This window comes from Sabulicella glaciei, assembly GCF_026183895.1.
Classification (GTDB): Bacteria; Pseudomonadota; Alphaproteobacteria; order Acetobacterales; family Acetobacteraceae; genus Roseococcus; species Roseococcus glaciei.
In genome coordinates this window covers 77,844-95,655 of sequence record NZ_JAPFQI010000007.1, presented here as the reverse complement: position 1 = coordinate 95,655, position 17,812 = coordinate 77,844, and the positions used below count along the sequence as shown (strand labels likewise).

The window sequence follows — 17,812 nt, the reverse complement described above, 5'->3', positions numbered from 1 at the left end:
GCATGTGCCACCACCTCCGCGCTCCCGCAACGACCCCGCAGCCACTTCACGGACCCGCGATGACCGAATCTCCCATCCCGACCGGAACGCTCATGCAGGGGCGGCGCGGCCTCATCATGGGCGTGGCGAATGACCGCTCCATCGCCTGGGCCATCGCGCGCGCCTGCGCGGCGCAGGGCGCGGAACTCGCCTTCACCTACCAGGGCGAGGCGCTGGAGAAGCGCGTGCGTCCCCTGGCCGGGTCGGTGGGCAGCGACCTCGTCCTGCCCTGCGACGTCGGCTCGGACGAGGACATCGACCGCGCCTTCGGTGAGATCGAGAAGCGCTGGGGCAAGCTGGACTTCCTGGTCCACGCCATCGGCTTCGCGGACAAGCAGTTCCTGCGCGGCCGCTTCCTCGACACCCCGCGCGAGGCCTTCCTGCAGGCGCTCGACATCTCCTGCTATTCCTTCGCCGCGACCGGCCGCCGCGCCGCCGCGCTGATGGGGGAAGGGGGCTCGCTGCTCACCCTGTCCTATCTGGGCGCGGAGAAGTGGGTGCCGCACTACAACGTCATGGGCGTCGCCAAGGCCGCGCTGGAAGCCAGCGTGCGCTACATGGCCGCCGATCTCGGCCCGCGCAACATCCGCGTGAACGCCATCTCCGCCGGGCCGATCAAGACGCTCGCCGCCAGCGGCATCGGCGATTTCCGCTACATCCTGAAGTGGAACCAGTACAACGCGCCGATGCAGCGCAACGTGGGGCTGGAGGAGGTGGGCGGCGCCGGCCTCTACCTGCTTTCCCCGCTCTCCACCGGCGTGTCGGGCGAGGTGCACCACGTGGATTGCGGCTACCACATCGTCGGCATGAAGAACCCCGAGGCGCCCGACCTGACGATCGAGAAGGGCTGAAGCCCTCTCGGGCCGAGCGGAATCGCCCGGCGCCCCGGACGATGCGCGCCGACGACGGCTCTCACCGCACCTCCTCGGTTTCCACCCGGAAGCCGGCGAGGCTGTGCGCGCCGAAGCTCGTCACCATCGCCGTGTCTGCCGCGTCGCGCCCGCGCGCCATCAGGATCCGGCCGATGCGCGGGCGGTTGTGCCGCGCGTCGAAGCTGTGCCAGGCGCCGCCGAGATACGCCTCGAACCACGCGCTGAAATCCATCGGATAGGGCGCGGGCGGCACGCCGATATCGCCCAGGTAGCCCGTGCAGTAGCGCGCCGGGATGTTCATGCAGCGGCACAGCGTGATGGCGAGGTGGGCGTAGTCGCGGCAGACGCCGCAGCCCATTTCCTGCGCCTCCCCCGCCGAGCGCGTGGCGTCGGCCTGATCATAGTTGAAGGCGATGCGACGGTGCGCGTGGTCGCAGATCGCCTGCACCCGCGCCCATCCCGGCGGCGTGTTGCCGAACATCCCCCAGGCGAGGTTCGACATCCGGTCCGTGTCGCAATACCGGCTGCCGTGCAGGAAGGGCAGCGTGTCGTCGGGCAGATCCTCCACCGGATGCTGCGCCGCATCGGGCAGAACCGGGTCGGGCGCGCCGCTGTCCCGCACCCGCACTTCGGAGCGGAAGGTGATCCGCCCGGCGGGGGCCACGAGGCGGTGCGCCGCATTGCCGAAACCGTCGCGGAACTCCCGGACCGGCACGGGCGGGTCGAGCCCGAGGCGCTGCTCCCCCAGCAGGTCGGGCTGGCGCGAGGGGTGCAGGCTCAGCAGCAGGACCATCGGCGTGGGCTGAGGACAGTCCAGCGTGATCTCGAATCCGGCCCTGATTTCCATGCGCAGCCTCCTGCGGCGCGGGCCATTCGACGCCCGTGCCGACTATGGCGAAACTTGGGCGAAGATGAAGGGTTGTTCATTTCATTCCAGTTGATGCGATTCGTCGCACGACTTGGCCTGGCCCATCCGGTGCAACGCAGCACGAGCGGCCAGGACCCCCCGAGGAGGAACGAGACATGACCCAGCGCATCCCCGCATCGCTTGTTGCCCTGTCATTGCTGGCGGCCGGCCCGGCCTTCGCCCAGGGCACGGCCCCCGCCCAGGGCCGCGGCAATGCGCCGGCCCAGTCCGCACAGCCGTCGCAGTCCCAGCCAGCCCCGGCGAACCAGCAGGCCCAGCCCCCCGGCCAGGCAGCGCAGGCGCAGAGCCAGGGCCAGGCCGGAGCGGAGAACTGCCAGGCCGAGGTGAACGCCTTCGGCCGCACCATGGAGGAGGAGGGGTTCTGGCTGGACGGCTACCGCCAGGGCATGGCCACCACCCCGGCCGCAGCCGGCGCGATGCCGCGCGGCACCGCGGTGCCGCCGGGCACCGCGCCCAACATGGGCCAGGGCGCGGGCGGGCGCAGCGACACGAGCACGGCGACGACCGGCCAGCAGGCGGCCCCGGCCGCGCAGCAGCAGGCCGCCCCGCGCGACCCCATGGCCCGCATGGATTGGAGCGCCGCCCCGGTGCAGTCGCTCCGCACCCTCTACGCCGCCGCGCACGTGCTGGCCGCCAATGGCAGCGACGCGGCCTGCCGCACCGTGCTGGCCGAGGCGCGCCAGCTCTACGGCGCCTACACCGCGCAGATCCGCCAGGCCGGCATCGAGCCCGGCGAGATCCGCAGCTACCGCCAAAGCCAGCTGGCCCTGGCGCGGCCGGTCACGGAGATGGGCCACGGCATGCGGGTGGACGAGATCACCGGCACCGATGTCCGCAACCCGCAGGACCAGCGGCTGGGCACGGTGCAGGACGTGGTCCTGGATCCGCGCAGCGGGCAGATCGCCTACGCGGTCCTGGGCCGCGGCGGCTTCCTTGGCATCGGGCGCGACTACGTGGCCGTGCCCTGGTCGCAGATGCGCGCCACGCCGGGCATGCGGAGCTTCGTGCTCGACGTCACGGAGCAGCGGCTGGAGCAGGCGCCGCAGGTGGAGCGCAACGCCTTCGCCAACGAGGCCGACTTCACCCGCCGCCGCGGCGAGATCGACCGCTTCTGGAGCGGCCGCGCCGGATAAGGCAGGACCCGTCCCGGCGCCGCGCGGCGCCGGGCGCGCGGGTCACAGCGCGGGAAGCGGCTCGCCCACCCCGCGCTCCAGCCCGCCGAACACGCCCAGCGCGCCCCAGCCGCGCTCGTATTGCGGCGGGATGCGCAGCGAAGCCTGTTCGCCCAGCGCGACGGCGGCATGGAGCACCCAGTAGGGGTCGCGCAGGAAGGCGCGGGCCAGCAGCACCATGTCGGCCTTGCCGTCCTGAAGCGCCGCCTCGGCCTGCCGCGCCTCGGTGATCAGCCCCACCGCCATCACCGCGACCCCGGCGCCGCGCCGCACCGCCTCCGCCCCCGGAAGCTGGTAGCCCGGGCCGAGCGGGATCTTCTGCCGCGGATCCAGCCCGCCCGAAGTCACGTCCACGAAGTCGCAGCCGCCCTCCTTCAGCCGCCGCGCCAGTTCCACCGTCTCCTCCGTGGTCCAGCCGCCCTCCACCCAGTCGGTGTGGGACAGCCGCACCCCCAGCGCGATCTCGTTCCCGAGGGCGGCGCGCAGCCGCCCCATGGTTTCGCGCACGATGCGGGTGCGGCCGTCGAACCCGCCGCCCCAGCCATCGTTGCGGCGGTTCGCCAGCGGCGACAGGAACTGGTGCAGCAGGTAGCCATGGGCGCCGTGCAGCTCGACCACGCGATAGCCGGCGCGCACAGCGCGTTCCCCGGCCGCCACCGTCGCGGCGATCGTCTGCTCGATCTCCTCCTCGCTCATCGCGCGCGGCTCGGCATAGTCGCCGAAGGCCGCCGCGCTGGGCGCCACCGCTTCCCAGCCCGGATCGGCGGCGCCGCTGTCCCAGGCCGGCAGGCGGCTGCCCTTGCGGCCGCTATGCGCCAGCTGGATCGCCGGCACCGCGCCCATGGCCGCGATCGCCCCGGCCAGCCGCGTGTGTCCGGGCACGTGTTCCTCGCTCCAGATGCCGAGGTCGCGCGGGCTGATCCGCCCCTCCGGCACCACCGCCGCCGCTTCCGTCATCACCATGCCCGGCCCGGCCACGGCGCGGGACACGAGATGGGCGAGGTGCCAGTCGGTCGGGCGGCCATCCTCGCCGGCGCAGTACTGGCACATGGGCGACACGCCGACGCGGTTGCGGAAGGAAACGCCACGCAGCGTCCAGGGGGAAAGCAGCAGGCTCACGATCGATTCTCCTGATGCCAGGGCGGCAGGCGCCCCAGCCGGTTCTCCATGATCACGAGGGCAGGGCGCGGATTCGGCAAGACCCGCCCCGCGGGGTCGGCGGGCACCCGCACCAGCGTCACCGCGTCGTCCACGTTGCCGCCCACCGCCTCCACCATCCCCGGCGCCACGCCCACCACCACGTCGCAATGCATGGGGCGGAACCGCCCGCGCTCCGCCGCGCGCAGGCTCCAATGCGCGAGCGGGGAGGAGGAGCGGTCGCGGCACAGCAGGTCGCCGGGGCGGGGCGCGTGGAGCGCCGGGTCGCGCGGCACGAAGGCGGCCAGCGCCGGATGCGCGGCCCAGACCGCGTCCAAATGGTCCAGGTAGCGCGAATGGGAGGCGGAGGGCGCGAACTCCACCGTGTCCACCCCCGCCGCACCCACGAGCCAGGAGATGAAGGCCGCCGACCAGTAGGGCTCGGCCCAGAGCGGCGTCGCCTCGCCGCGCAGCGCCCCGGCGTAGAGCACGCGGTTGCGCGGGATGGCGTTCTCCGCATCCGGCACGGACCGCCAATAGGCGAGGACGCGCGGAAAGCTTTCCGGGTCGCTTTCCCGCGCCGGAAAGGTCGGGACGCAGGCGCCGGCGACCGGCTCCCCCGCCTCGCCCGAAACGCGGCAACCCCATTCGCGCCATTCCTCCAGCGCGAGGCGCAGCAGCCTGTCCCGAGCCGCCGCCGGATAGGGCAGGGGCGGCGGGGGCGGGGGCGGCGCCACCGGCGCGGCGCAGGCGGCGAGGAGCAGGAGGAGGGGAAGGAGTCGGAGCACGGACGGGGCATGCAATGGGACGACAACAGGGGCAAGACCGCGTAAGACCGGGCCATGCCCAACGAGACCCGCCCCGAGGGCGGACGCCACTTCTTCCAAAGCCCGGTCTTCGCCGCCGGGCCGCGAATCCGCCGTGCCCCCACGGGCGAAACCTGGCGCGAGGCGGCGCGCGACATCCCGGTCCATGCGCGCTGCGACGTGCTGGTGGTGGGCGGCGGCCCGGCCGGCGTGGCCGCCGCCGTCGCTTCCGCCCGACTCGGCGCCCGCACCCTCCTGCTGGAGCGGCACAACCACCTGGGCGGGCTGTCCACCGGCGGCCTCGTCATCTGGATCGACCGGATGACCGACTGGACCGGCCAACGCGTCATCCGCGGCTTCGCGGAGGAATTCCTGTCCCGCCTGCCCCCCGGCGCCGTGTCCGGGCCGCCCCCCGCCGCCTGGGGCGCGCGCGACGCCGCCTCGGCCGCCTGGTGGGGCCAGCGCACCGCCGCCTTCCATGGCACCGTCACCCACTCCCCGACCTGCGACCCTGAGGGGATGAAGCTGGCGGCGCAGGAGATGGTGCTGGAATCCGGCGCCGAGATCCTGTTCCACGCCTGGGGCGCCGAGCCCCTGCTGCGCGACGGCGCGGTGGCCGGCGTGGCCTTTGAAAGCAAGCAGGGCCGCCGCGCCATCCTCGCCGCCTGCACGGTGGACGCGACGGGCGATGGCGACCTCTACGCCCGCGCCGGCGCGCCCTTCGACGCCGACGTGGACCCGGACGACATCCATGGCTGCATGAACACCTCCTGGCTGTTCGGCGGCGTGGACATGCCGCGCCACCTGCGCTGGCGTGCCGAGCGCCCGGCGGAATGGAGCGAATTCCTTCGGCGCGGGCGCGAGAAGCTGCGCTTCTTCGACAAGGCCTTCGTGTCCTGGCGCGACGACGTGGCGCTGTTCATGGGGCCGCGCCTCGCCGGCTTCTCGGCGGTGGAGGTGGACGACCTTTCGGAGGTGGAGATCCGCTCGCACCGCCTCATGGCCGCGCATCTGGCCGCCTATCGCGAAGCGGCGCCGGGCTTCGAGGGCGCCTACCTCATGCTGTCCGCGCCGCAGCTCGGCGTGCGCCACGCCCGCCGCCTGCGCGGCGTTTCCGCCGTCCGGCGCGAGCACTGGGACGGCCGCGTCGCCCCGGACGAGATCGGCGTGTCACCCAGCCTCGCCCCGAAATTCGCCAATGTTTCCGTCCCCTATGGCGCCCTGGTGCCGGAAGCGCTGGACGGGCTGCTGGCCCCCGGGCGGCACCTGAGCTGCGATGCCTCCAGCCATTCCTTCCTGCGGGAGATCCCGCAATGCTGGCTGACCGGCCAGGCGGCCGGGGCCGCCGCCGCGCTTTCCGTCGCGGCGGGGGTGGCGCCGCGCCGCTTGCCGGTGGAGCGTCTGCAGGCGGCGCTGGCGGGGCAGGGCGTGCATTTCTCGCCCCGCCGGGAGGAGCCTCAGAATGCCGAGGCCATCGCCCTTTCCGCCTCGGCGGGGCGATAGGCGGGCGCCGGCTCGCGCACGATGTAGCCGCGGCCCCAGACCGTGCCGATCACGTTCTGGGCGCCCGATTGCTGGAGCTTCTTGCGCAGCTTGCAGACGAAGACGTCGATGATCTTGGCGTCCGGCTCGTCCATGCCACCATAAAGGTGGTCCAGGAAGTTCTCCTTGGACAGCACCGTGCCCCGGCGCAGCATCAGCAATTCCAGGATGGCGTATTCCTTGCCCGTCAGGTGGACCGGGCGCCCCTGCACCGCCACCTCCTTGGCCGACAGGTCGAGCGAAAGCGCCCCCATCTGGATGCGCGGCTGGCTGAAGCCCTTGGAGCGGCGGATCATCGCCTGCATCCGCGCCGCCAGCTCGTCCGGGTCGAAGGGCTTGGCGAGGTAGTCATCGGCCCCCGATTGCAGCGCCTTGACCTTCGCCGCCGTCTTGCTGACCGCGGAAAGCACCATGACGGGCGCCTCGATCCGCGCGCCGCGGAGCCGCGTCACCACCTCGAACCCTTCGATGTCGGGCAGCATCACGTCCACGATCACGGCGTCGTAATCGTAGAGGCGGGCGAGTTCGAGCGCCTCTGCGCCGCAATCCGCCACGTCCACGATCATGCGGTGCTGCTGCAGCTGGAAGCTGATGCCCCGGGCGGCGCTGTGGTCGTCTTCAACAAGAAGGATACGCATCTTGGGTTTCTCCACACGTTCTGCGTGTAGGAACCTAACCGCCCTCTTTCTTTTCCCATAGTGGGAACCACCGAAAATTGTGCTTTTAAAAAGAAATCGCCGGGAAATTGACCGTCATTCGCTAAAAAAATACCGACTTCATGAACGGGAAGCAAATCCGTCCCGGGCGGAGTAAGGTTTTCCCGGCGGGCGAGACCCTAGCCCCAGAGGCTTCAAACGCTGGGATGCTGTCTCACAGGCTGCGAGGGGGCCGCCCACGAAAAAGGGGCGGACCCGAAGGCCCGCCCCCCATTTCCCGTGCTGGGAGGGAGGATCACTCCTCCCCGGCCAGCTCCCGACGGCGGCGGATGGCCGCGCCCAGGATGTCGCCCAGCGAGGCGCCGCTGTCGGCCGTGCCGTACTCGCGAACGGCCTCGCGCTCCTCCTCGATCTCCTTGCCCTTGATGGTCAGGGAAAGGCGGCGGGCGGCGCGGTCCACGGCGGTGATCTTGGCGTCCACCTTCTCGCCCACTGCGTACTTCTCCGGCCGCTGGTCCTGGCGGTCGCGCGCCAGTTCCGCCCGGCGGATGAAGCCCGTCAGCACGTCGTCAACCTTCACCTCGATGCCATTGGCCTCGATCTTGGTGACGGTGCAGGTGACGATCTCGCCCTTGCGGACGCGGTCCAGCACCTCGGCGGCCGGGTCGGCCTCGAGCTGCTTGATGCCCAGCGAGATGCGCTCCTTCTCGACATCCACGTCCAGCACCTTGGCCTTCACCACGTCGCCCTTCTTGTAGGACGTCATGGCCTGCTCGCCGGGGAGGTCCCAGGACAGGTCGGACAGGTGCACCATGCCATCCACGTCGGGGCCGACGCCGATGAACAGGCCGAACTCGGTGATGTTGCGGATCTCGCCCTCGATCACGCTGCCCAGCGGATGGGCCTGGATGAACAGTTCCCAGGGGTTGCCCTGGGCCTGCTTCAGGCCGAGCGAGATGCGGCGCTTCGGCTCGTCCACGTCCAGGATCATCACGTCCACCTGCTCGGAGGTGGCGACGATCTTGCCCGGATGGACGTTCTTCTTGGTCCAGGACATCTCGCTGACGTGCACGAGGCCCTCGACCCCCGGCTCCAGCTCCACGAAGGCGCCGTAGTCGGTGATGTTGGTCACGCGGCCGCTGTACTTGGCGCCGACCGGGTACTTGAGCGCCACGCCGTCCCAGGGATCGGCCATCAGCTGCTTCATGCCCAGCGAGATGCGCTGCGTGTCCTGGTTGAACCGGATCACCTGCACCTTCACCGGCATACCGATGGTGAGCGCCTCGGAGGGGTGGTTGATGCGGCGCCAGGCGATGTCCGTGACGTGCAGCAACCCGTCCACGCCGCCCAGGTCCACGAAGGCGCCGTAGTCGGTGATGTTCTTCACCACGCCGTCCAGCACCATGCCTTCCTTGAGGCCCTGCACCAGCTCGGCGCGCTGCTCGGCGCGCGTCTCCTCGAGAACCGCGCGGCGGCTCACGACGATGTTGCCGCGGGCGCGGTCCATCTTGAGGATCTGGAAGGGCTGCTTCTGCCCCATCAGCGGGCCGACGTCGCGCACCGGGCGGATGTCCACCTGCGAGCCGGGAAGGAACGCGACCGCGCCGCCCAGGTCGACGGTGAAGCCGCCCTTGACGCGGCCGAAGATCACGCCGTCCACGCGCTGGTTGGCGGCGAAGGCCTTCTCCAGCGTGGTCCAGGCCTCCTCGCGGCGGGCCTTCTCGCGGCTCAGCACGATGGAGCCGTCGCGGTCCTCGTAGCGCTCGACGAACAGGTCGACCACGTCGCCGGGGTTCACCTCCGGCCGGGCGCCCTGCGGCGCGAATTCCTTGAGCGGGACGCGGCCTTCGCTCTTGAGGCCCACATCCACCACGGCCACGTCGTCATCGATGCGGATGACCCTGCCGGTGACCACGGAACCGGCGAAGCCGGTGTTGGCGCCGAGCATCTCGTCGAGGAGAGCGGCGAAATCTTCTGCCATGAAGCGGTTTTGTCCTGGGTCCGAGAAACGGGGCCGAACTTGCCCCGCGACTGGTGCCTGCGCCCCCCGGGATCGAAGCATCCGGGGCACGTCCTGCCGTTCCGCGCCCTCAGGCGTCGCGTCGGCCGATGAAGGGGCGTGTCACGGTTCGCCCCGATCCGGCCGCAAATGGATGCGGCGGCCGTTAAATCGGCGCATTCCTTGCAACAGTCAAGCGGAAAGCTTGCTTTTCCCGGTAATCAGTGCCAGCGCCCGCCGGAACGCGGCCTCCGCGTCCAGGTCGGTCGTGTCCAGCAGCAGCGCATCCCGCGCCGGGACCAGCGGCGCCACGTCGCGCGCGGCGTCCCGCGCATCGCGCGCCGCCATCTCCGCCTCCACCGCCTCCAGGGTCGCGTCCTGGCCGCGGCCCAGCATCTCCAGGTGGCGGCGCCGCGCCCGCTCGCGCGGATGCGCCGTCACGAAGAGCTTCACCTTGGCCTCGGGGAACACCACCGTGCCGATGTCGCGCCCGTCCAGCACCGCGCCGCGCTCCTGCCCGAAGCGGCGCTGGAACTCCAGCAGCGCCGCGCGCACGCCCGGAATGGCCGCGACCTTGCTGGCCGCCTCGTCCTGGGCGGGGCCGCGCAGGTCGCCGCGCGCCGTGTCCTCGGGCATGAGGGCCTGCGCCGCCGCCTCGGCCGCCGCCGGGTCGGCCGGATCGGCGCCGGCATCCAGCACGCGGCGTCCCACGGCGCGGTACAGCAGCCCCGTGTCCAGGTAGGGCAGGTCCAGGTGCTGCGCGAGGCGCCGCGCCAGCGTTCCCTTGCCGGCCGCCGCCGGCCCGTCCACCGCGATGATCATCCGATGCTCCCCGCCCCGGCCGCGCCGTTCATCAGCGAGGTGAAGCCGGGAAAGGAGGTGGCGATGAAGGCGCCGTCATCCACCCGCATCCCGTCGCGCGAGGCCAACCCCAGCACCAGCCCCGACATGGCGAGGCGATGGTCCATGCGCGTCCGCACCGTCCCGCCGCCGGGCGGCTGCCCGCCGCACCCCTCGACGACGAGGTCGTCCCCCTCCACCGCGCAGCGCACCCCGGCCGCCTCCAGCATCTCCGCCGTGCCGAGCAGGCGGTCGCTTTCCTTCACCCGAAGCTCGGCCAGGCCGCGGAACCGGCTCTGCCCCCGCGCGCAGGCGGCGGCGACGGCCAGGACCGGGTATTCGTCGATCATGGAGGGCGCACGCTCCGCCGGCACCTCCACCCCGCGCAGCGCCGAACCCTCGGCCACGAGGTCGCCCACCGGCTCGCCCCCTTCCGTGCGCGGGTTTTCGATGGTCAGCGTCGCCCCCATCTCGCGCAGCGTGTCGAACAGCCCGGTCCGCAGGGGATTCAGCCCGACATTCTCGATGACGAGGCGCGAGCCCGGCACCAGCAGCGCCGCCACGGCGAAGAAGGCGGCGGAGGACGGGTCGCCCGGCACGGCAACCGGCGCCGCCACCAGTTCCGGCTGGCCGTCCAGCTCGATCACCCGGCCCGCGCCTTCCGCCGCCACGCGCACCGTCGCGCCGAAATGCCGAAGCATGTTCTCCGAATGGTCGCGCGTCGCCTCGCGCTCCACCACCCGCGTCGTGCCGGGGGCGCAGAGCCCGGCCAGCAGGCAGGCGCTCTTCACCTGGGCCGAGGCGACGGGCAGTACGTAATCCAGCGGCAGCGGGTCGCGCGCGCCCTCGATGGCCAGCGGCAGGCGGCCGCCCTCCCGCCCGCGGAAGACGGCGCCGGTCGCGGCCAGCGGCTCGGTCACGCGCTTCATCGGGCGGCGGCGCAGGCTGGCATCGCCCGTCATCACCGCGAAGATCGGATGGCCGGCGAGCAGGCCGCAGATCAGCCGCGCCGCCGTGCCGCTGTTGCCCATGTCCAGCACGTCCTCGGGCTCGGTCAGGCCGCCGATGCCGCGGCCGGCCACGCGCCAGCGCCCCTCGCCCAGCCGCTCCACCTCCGCGCCCAGGAGGCGCATGGCGGCGGCGGTGCGCAAGACGTCCTCGCCTTCCAGCAGGCCGGTGATCGCCGTCTCGCCCACCGCCAGCGCGCCGAACATCAGCGCGCGGTGGCTGATGGACTTGTCGCCCGGCACGGCGATGCGCCCCGTGAGCGGGCGGGCGGCGGGGCGGGCGGAAACCGGGCTCGGGACGGCGTGGTCGGGCATGATGGGGCCCGGTTTGACACCGCCGCGCGCGCCGTGGCAATGCGCCCCGCCCGCGCCGAGCGCGTGGAATCAAGGATTGGAAGGCTCCATGGCCAAGCCGGAACTCGGTCTGAAGCGTGTCTGCGTTTCCTGCAGCACGAAGTTCTACGACCTCACCAAGCAGCCCGCGATCTGCCCGAAATGCGGCGCCGAGCAGCCGGCCGAGCAGCCCCGCCTGCGCCGCCCCGCCGCCCCCCTGCCGGAGGACAAGGTCAAGAAGCGCGGCGCCGCGGCCGAGGCCGACACGGACGAGGTGGAGCTGGACGACGTGGATGCCGAGGCGGGCATCGAGGACGCGGACGAGCTGGAAGACGAGGACGAGACGATCGACGCCGACATCGAGGTCGAAGGCGAGCGCGACGAGGAGGGCTGACACGCCCTCCGAACAGGCCGGGCGCGGTTGTCGCCCGGCCCCGGCGGTTTTATCTACCCGCGATGCGCATCCTCCTCGCCGCCGCCCTGCTGATCGCCGCCAGCCCCGCCCTGGCCCAGAATCGCCCGGCCGCGCTGGGCGAGTTCGGGTCCTGGACCGCCGCCACCCACCAGGAAGGCGGGCAGAAGGTCTGCTACGCCTTCGCCCGGGCCCGCTCGGCCGAGGGGGCGGGGAATCGCGACGCCAACAGCCTCATGCTAGTCGTCACCCACCGCGCCAACGGGCGCGACCAGGTGGCGGCCCGCGTCGGCTATTCCTACGCCCGCGGCGCCGAGCCGAAGCTGACGGTCGGCTCCAACGAGCTTCCCTTCTACACCGCCGGCGACAACGCCTTTGCCCGCAACGGCCGCGCCGTGGTGACCGCCCTGCGCGGCGGGCGCGACGCGGTGCTGCGCGGCCCCGGCCCCAACGGGCGCGGCACGGCGACCGACACCTTCCCCCTCAACGGCTTCTCCGCGGCCTATGACGCCATTTCCCGCGAATGTCCGGCGGGGCGCCGATGAACGCCTTCCCCCCGCATAGCCGCATCCTCCCCGCCGCCGACGAGATGACGGAGGCGGAGCGCGCCCGCATCCTCGCGAAGGCCGCGCTCTTCGCCCCGCCGCCCCTGCTGGACGAGGCGGGCCGCCGCGATCTGGTCGGCCTGTCGCGCGACGAACTCGCGGCCGAACTGGCCGAGATCGGCGAGAAGCCCTTCCGCGCCAAGCAGCTCTGGCACTGGATCTACCACCAGGGCGAGCGCGACTTCGCGAAGATGACCACCATCGCCAAGCCGCTCCAGGCGAAGCTGGCCGAGCGCTTCACCGTCGGCCGCCCCGGCGTGGCCGCCGAGCAGACCAGCACGGACGGCACCCGCAAGTGGCTCTTCGAGGGGCGCGACGGCCAGAAGGTCGAGACGGTCTACATCCCGGAGGAGGATCGCGGCGCCGTCTGCATCTCCACCCAGGTGGGCTGCACCCTGTCCTGCCGCTTCTGCCACACCGGCACGCAGAAGCTGGTCCGCAACCTGTCCGCCGCCGAGATCGTCGGCCAGTTCATGGCCGCGCGCGATTCCTACGGCGAATGGCCCACCCCCAAGGGCGAGGAGGGCCGCATGCTCTCCAACATCGTCGTGATGGGCATGGGCGAGCCGCTCTACAATTACGAGGAAGTCGCCAAGGCGCTCACCATCATCATGGACCACGAGGGGATCGGCCTGTCCCGCCGCCGCATCACCCTGTCCACCTCCGGCGTCGTGCCGATGATGGATCGCTGCGGCGCGGAACTCGGCGTCAACCTCGCCGTCTCGCTCCACGCCGTGCGCGACGAACTGCGCGACGAGATCGTGCCGCTGAACCGCAAGTACCCGATCAAGGAGCTGCTGGACGCCTGCCGCCGCTACCCCGGCGCCTCCAACGCCCGGCGCATCACCTTCGAATACGTGATGCTGCGCGGCGTGAACGACAGCGAGGCCGAGGCGCACGAGCTGGTCCGCCTGCTGCGCGGCCTCCCGGCCAAGGTGAACCTGATCCCGTTCAACCCCTGGCCCGGCAGCCCCTACAAGACCTCGACGCCCGAGGCGCTCGGGCGCTTCGCCGCCATCGTGAACGACGCCGGCTATTCCTCGCCGATCCGCCGCCCGCGCGGGCGCGACATCCTGGCCGCCTGCGGCCAGCTCAAGACCGAAAGCGAACGGACGCGACGCGGGGCGTGAGCGCCGCCGCCGCCCCCATGGGCTTGCTGGCCCTGGGGGGCTTCGCCACCGGCTTCGGCATGCGGCTGCTGGACCCGCTGCTGCCACTGATGGCGGCGGGGTTCAACACCACCGTCTCCGCCGTCGCCGTGCTGATCGCGGCCTTCATGCTGCCCTACGGCGCCGGGCAGATCCTCAACGGCCCGCTGGGCGACCGCTTCGGCAAGCCGCGCGTCGCCAGCCTGGCCCTGCTGCTCTACGGCAGCGTCACCATGCTGGCCGTGCTGTCCGCCACGCTGGGCGAGCTGACGGCGATGCGCGCCCTGGGCGGGCTCTTCGCCGGGGCGGTGATCCCGCTGCTGATGGCCCATGTGGGCGACAGCGTCCCCTACGAGGAGCGCCAGGGCGCCATCGGCCGCTTCCTCACCGGCAACGTCATGGCGACCATGCTGGCCGGCCCTATCTCCGGCATGTTGGGCGAGGCGCTGGGCTGGCGCGCCTCCTTCCTGGCCAGCGGGATGCTGGCCTTCGGGGTGGGGTCGCTGCTGCACTGGCGGCTGGTGCGCGGAATGCCCACCCCGCCGCGTTCCGCCCTTTCGGCCTTCGCCGGCTATGCGCGGCTGCTGCGGGCCAAGGCGGGGCGGCGGCTGATGCTGGTGGCGGCGCTGAACGGCTCCCTCCTGTTCGGCGGGGCCTTTCCCTTCATCCCCTCCTTCCTGATCGAGGAGTTCCGGCTTTCCGCCGGCGGGGCGGGCCTCGTCGCCGCCGGCTTCGGCGTCGGCGCCCTGCTCTACACCCGCATCGCCAAGCGCCTCGTCGCCCGCTTCGGCGAGAACGGGCTGCTGCGCCTGGGCGGCCTGTCCCTGGCCGTGCTGCTCTCCGCCATCGCCCTGTCGCCGCACTGGGGCGTGGTGCTGGCGGCGCAGCTTTGCATCGGCCTGGCCTTCTTCATGTTCCACGGCGTCCTGCAAGCCCGCGCCACCGAAGCGCTGCCCGAGGCGCGGGGCACGGCGGTGAGCGCCTTCGCCATGGCGCTGTTCCTGGGGCAGACGGTGGGGAGCTTGGTGTTTGCGGGGCTGATCGCCTGGGTGGGGTATCGGTGGGGGTTCGGGGTGGCTAGCTTGGGTATTTGTCTATTATTCGCTTACGCAGGCCGAAGCGAGAAAGAAGCTTAGTCTCTGAGATTCGAATTCTCCAACCGCTCATCAATGGCGATTGATGTAAGTTGCCGAAGAACCGTGAGAGGAATATGAATCACTGCGTCTACTCCGCGCTCTTTATAATGACTCTCACGCATGTAAATAGAAATTTTTCCATCTTTTGCAACGCTCACAGAGTAAACGCTCGCGTTGTGGTCACAACTGTTGCTTGTTCTTGGGCCGGATTTAGCCGTAATTTTGGTCTGCATCTCTTTGAGTGTGCTTTTTCTTTCCTCTTTTAGCATAGGATTTTCTTTCTATTAGAAGGGTCTAAGATTCTAATAATGGCATAGATTTTGGTGAACGACAATGCAGATGTGGAGAGCGCTAGTTGTGGGTGCGAACCGAGTACCATGAGCGGCTTGCCCCTCCGCCGAACCCCTGGCATCCCTCCGCCTGACATTCGGTGACAGAAGGCCTAGCCCACCCCATGCGCGTCAAAGGCGTCAAGAAAGTCGTCCTCGCCTACTCCGGCGGGCTCGACACCAGCGTGATCCTCAAGTGGCTCCAGACCACCTATGGCTGCGAGGTGGTGACCTTCACCGCCGACCTGGGCCAGGGCGAGGAGCTGGGCCCGGCGCGCGACAAGGCCAAGCTGCTCGGCATCAAGGAAGAGAACATCTTCATCGACGACCTGCGTGAGACCTTCACGAAGGACTTCGTCTTCCCGATGTTCCGCGCCAACGCGCTGTACGAGGGACTGTACCTCCTCGGCACCTCCATCGCCCGTCCCCTGATCGCCCAGCGCCAGATCGAGATCGCGGAGCAGGTGGGCGCCGACGCCGTCTCCCACGGCGCCACCGGCAAGGGCAACGACCAGGTCCGGTTCGAGATCAGCTATTACGCGCTGAAGCCCGACATCAAGATCATCGCCCCCTGGCGCGAATGGGACCTCGCGAGCCGCACGAAGCTCATCGAGTTCGCCGAGCAGCACCAGATCCCCATCGCCAAGGACAAGCGCGGCGAGGCCCCGTTCAGCGTGGACGCCAACCTCCTGCACAGCAGCAGCGAGGGCAAGATCCTGGAGGAACCCTGGGACGCGCCGGACGAGATGGTCTGGCAGCGCACCGTCTCCCCCATGGAAGCGCCGGACAGCCCGACCGAGATCACGGTCCAGTTCAAGCGCGGCGACGCCGTCGGCATCAACGGCGAGGCGCTGTCCCCCGCCGCGCTGCTCACGAAGCTGAACGCGCTGGGCAAGGAGAACGGCATCGGCCGCCTCGACCTCGTGGAGAACCGCTTCGTCGGCATGAAGTCCCGCGGCTGCTACGAGACGCCGGGCGGCACCATCCTGCACTACGCCCACCGCGCCATCGAAAGCATCACCCTGGACCGCGAGGCGGCGCACCTCAAGGACTCGCTCATGCCCCGCTACGCGGAGTGCATCTACAACGGCTTCTGGTTCTCGCCGGAACGCCGCATGCTCCAGGCGCTGATCGACAGCAGCCAGGAAAGCGTGGAGGGCGAGGTGCGGCTGAAGCTCTACAAGGGCAACGTCATCGTCACAGGCCGCCGCTCGCCGCACAGCCTCTACTCCATGAAGCACGTCACCTTCGAGGAGGACCAGGGCGCCTACGACCAGTTCGACGCGCAAGGGTTCATCAAGCTGAACGCGCTCCGCCTGCGCCTCGGCGCCATGGCGGGCCGGCGCGGCGGCGCGCTGTGACACGCCGCTTCTGGCCTGGGCCGCTCCGCGGCAGGGGCGGCACGGCGGCATCGGGGCCTCGCCCTGGTCGCGCGTGAGCACGGGTGGCGGACCAGGCTCCGCCACCTCTACACCGCCGCGTCGCCCCCGGCGCGGCGCTTCCGCTACGGGTTGCTGATCCTGGACCTCGCCAGCATCGTCTGGATCGTCCTCGCCTCCTTCCTGCCCGTCGGTCCCCTCGTCTTCGCGGTGGACATGGGCTTCGGCCTCGTCCTCCTGGGGGAGTTCGTCGCCCGCCACGCCATCCGCGACCGCCCCTGGCACACCGCGCTGCGCCCGCTGGAGGTGGCGGATTTCGTCGCCATCCTCACCCTGCTGCTGTCGCCGGTGCTCCACCACTTCCTGGGCTTCCTGCGCGTGTTGCGGATGCTGCGCCTGCTGAACTCCGCCCGCATCGCCAACTCCCTGCGCGAGGACTGGACCCTGTTCCGCCAGAACGAGGAAGCGGTGATGGCCGCGACCCAGCTGGTCGTCTTCCTGTTCATCATGACCGGCATCGTGTTCGAGTCGCGCGGCCTGCTGCGGCCGGATGTCGAGAATTACGGCGACGCGCTGTATTTCGTCGTCACCACCCTCACCACCACGGGCTTCGGCGACTTCGTTCCCCGCGACACGGGGGGGCGGATGCTGGCGGTGTTCATCATGCTGGCCGGCGTCACCCTGTTCCTGCGGCTGGCCCAGGCGCTGTTCCGCCCGCGCAAGGTGCGCCACCCATGCCCGACCTGCGGCCTCCAGCGGCACGAGGCGGACGCGGTGCACTGCAAGTCCTGCGGCACCCTCGTCAACATCCCGAACGACGAGAGCTGAGCCGCCCGCCTGGACGCGCCCCATCGCCGGGCGCATCCTCCCCGCCATGTACAACCCGCCGCATTTCCGCGAGGACCGGCTCGAGATCCTCCTGCCCATCATGCAGGCGCCGCGCATGGCGCTGCTGGCCTGTCAGGGGCCGGATGGCGTGCCGAGCCTGTCGCACCTGCCGCTGCTGACCGATGGCGCGACCGTGGTCGGCCACCTCGCCCGCGCCAACGGACAGGTCGCGGCGCTGCGCGCGGCGGGGCGCGCGGTCGCCGTCTTCACCGGCGCCGAGGGCTACGTCTCCCCCAATTCCTACGCCTCCAAGGCCGAGCACCACCGCGTCGTCCCCACCTGGAACTACGAGGCCGTCCATGCCGAGGGCCCGGTGGAGCTGATCGACGACGCGGAGCGCCTGCGCGGCATCGTCGCCCGCCTGACCGACCATCACGAGGCCCGCAGCGCCGCCCCCTGGAGCGTGGACGACGCCCCCGCGCCCTTCATCGCCGGCCAGCTCAAGGGCATCGTCGGCGTGGTGCTGCGGGTCGAGGTGCTGACCGGCAAGCGCAAGCTGTCGCAGAACCGAACCGAGGCGGACCGCGCGGGCGTGCTGCGCGACGCCGCCCCGGACCTCGCCGCCGCCATGAGGACCGCCTGAC

General features: G+C 71.0%; 17 protein-coding genes. 10 read left to right on the top strand and 7 right to left on the bottom strand.

What is annotated here, in order from left to right:
* Window positions 1-59 precede the first annotated feature (59 nt).
* Window positions 60-890: an enoyl-ACP reductase FabI gene (fabI, locus tag OF850_RS11175; protein WP_301590178.1), complete on the top strand. Its 831-nt coding sequence runs from the start codon at window positions 60-62 to the stop codon at window positions 888-890.
* A gap of 61 nt (window positions 891-951) precedes the next feature.
* Here the strand turns inward: fabI and OF850_RS11170 are convergent, their stop codons facing one another.
* Window positions 952-1,758 carry a transglutaminase-like domain-containing protein gene (locus OF850_RS11170; protein ID WP_301590177.1) on the bottom strand — a complete coding sequence of 269 codons (807 nt, stop codon included), beginning with the start codon at window positions 1,756-1,758 and terminating at the stop codon, window positions 952-954.
* Window positions 1,759-1,934: 176 nt separating this feature from the next.
* Between OF850_RS11170 and OF850_RS11165 the strand changes: the two genes are divergently transcribed.
* Window positions 1,935-2,972 (top strand): PRC-barrel domain-containing protein, encoded by a 1,038-nt coding sequence (locus OF850_RS11165; RefSeq protein WP_301590176.1) that lies wholly within the window; start codon window positions 1,935-1,937, stop codon window positions 2,970-2,972.
* 42 nt (window positions 2,973-3,014) lie between these two features.
* Here OF850_RS11165 and OF850_RS11160 read toward each other — a convergent pair whose 3' ends face one another.
* Together OF850_RS11160 and OF850_RS11155 are read right to left on the bottom strand one after the other, a co-directional pair.
* Window positions 3,015-4,130 carry an NADH:flavin oxidoreductase/NADH oxidase gene (locus OF850_RS11160; protein WP_301590175.1) on the bottom strand — a complete coding sequence of 372 codons (1,116 nt, stop codon included), beginning with the start codon at window positions 4,128-4,130 and terminating at the stop codon, window positions 3,015-3,017.
* Window positions 4,127-4,936, bottom strand: a complete 810-nt coding sequence (locus OF850_RS11155) for a DUF2272 domain-containing protein (protein WP_301590174.1) — start codon at window positions 4,934-4,936, stop codon at window positions 4,127-4,129. The genes OF850_RS11160 and OF850_RS11155 overlap by 4 nt, the downstream gene beginning before the upstream one ends.
* Before the next feature lie 54 nt (window positions 4,937-4,990).
* On the opposite strand from OF850_RS11155, the gene OF850_RS11150 reads away from it, so the two are divergent.
* Window positions 4,991-6,457 carry an FAD-dependent oxidoreductase gene (locus OF850_RS11150; protein ID WP_301590173.1) on the top strand — a complete coding sequence of 489 codons (1,467 nt, stop codon included), beginning with the start codon at window positions 4,991-4,993 and terminating at the stop codon, window positions 6,455-6,457.
* Here OF850_RS11150 and OF850_RS11145 read toward each other — a convergent pair.
* From OF850_RS11145 to aroA, 4 genes are all read right to left on the bottom strand, one after another.
* Window positions 6,412-7,134 (bottom strand): response regulator transcription factor, encoded by a 723-nt coding sequence (locus OF850_RS11145; RefSeq protein WP_301590171.1) that lies wholly within the window; start codon window positions 7,132-7,134, stop codon window positions 6,412-6,414. The genes OF850_RS11150 and OF850_RS11145 overlap by 46 nt on opposite strands.
* Before the next feature lie 313 nt (window positions 7,135-7,447).
* Entirely contained in the window at window positions 7,448-9,133 is a 1,686-nt protein-coding gene (rpsA, locus tag OF850_RS11140) for a 30S ribosomal protein S1 (protein ID WP_301590170.1), read from the bottom strand.
* Between the two features lie 210 nt (window positions 9,134-9,343).
* Window positions 9,344-9,973 carry a (d)CMP kinase gene (gene cmk / locus OF850_RS11135; protein WP_301590169.1) on the bottom strand — a complete coding sequence of 210 codons (630 nt, stop codon included), beginning with the start codon at window positions 9,971-9,973 and terminating at the stop codon, window positions 9,344-9,346.
* On the bottom strand, window positions 9,970-11,313 hold the full coding sequence (aroA, locus tag OF850_RS11130) for a 3-phosphoshikimate 1-carboxyvinyltransferase (protein WP_301590168.1): 1,344 nt from the start codon (window positions 11,311-11,313) through the stop codon (window positions 9,970-9,972). Before aroA ends, cmk begins: the two co-directional genes overlap by 4 nt.
* 88 nt (window positions 11,314-11,401) lie before the next feature.
* Between aroA and OF850_RS11125 the strand changes: the two genes are divergently transcribed.
* From OF850_RS11125 to OF850_RS11095, 7 genes are all read left to right on the top strand, one after another.
* Complete coding sequence (locus OF850_RS11125; RefSeq protein WP_301590167.1) at window positions 11,402-11,725, top strand: TIGR02300 family protein; 324 nt, start codon at window positions 11,402-11,404, stop codon at window positions 11,723-11,725.
* Window positions 11,726-11,787: 62 nt separating this feature from the next.
* Complete coding sequence (locus tag OF850_RS11120) at window positions 11,788-12,288, top strand: invasion associated locus B family protein (RefSeq protein ID WP_301590166.1); 501 nt, start codon at window positions 11,788-11,790, stop codon at window positions 12,286-12,288.
* Window positions 12,285-13,478, top strand: coding sequence for a 23S rRNA (adenine(2503)-C(2))-methyltransferase RlmN (gene rlmN / locus OF850_RS11115; RefSeq protein ID WP_301590165.1), 1,194 nt, complete (start codon window positions 12,285-12,287; stop codon window positions 13,476-13,478). Before OF850_RS11120 ends, rlmN begins: the two co-directional genes overlap by 4 nt.
* Window positions 13,475-14,632, top strand: a complete 1,158-nt coding sequence (locus OF850_RS11110; RefSeq protein WP_301590164.1) for an MFS transporter — start codon at window positions 13,475-13,477, stop codon at window positions 14,630-14,632. Before rlmN ends, OF850_RS11110 begins: the two co-directional genes overlap by 4 nt.
* Window positions 14,633-15,086: 454 nt before the next feature.
* On the top strand, window positions 15,087-16,322 hold the full coding sequence (locus OF850_RS11105) for an argininosuccinate synthase (protein ID WP_301590163.1): 1,236 nt from the start codon (window positions 15,087-15,089) through the stop codon (window positions 16,320-16,322).
* A 150-nt stretch (window positions 16,323-16,472) separates the two neighbouring features.
* Entirely contained in the window at window positions 16,473-17,168 is a 696-nt protein-coding gene (locus OF850_RS11100) for a potassium channel family protein (protein WP_301590161.1), read from the top strand.
* Between the two features lie 46 nt (window positions 17,169-17,214).
* Window positions 17,215-17,811: an FMN-binding negative transcriptional regulator gene (locus OF850_RS11095; protein WP_301590159.1), complete on the top strand. Its 597-nt coding sequence runs from the start codon at window positions 17,215-17,217 to the stop codon at window positions 17,809-17,811.
* The last annotated feature ends 1 nt before the right edge of the window (window position 17,812 follow it).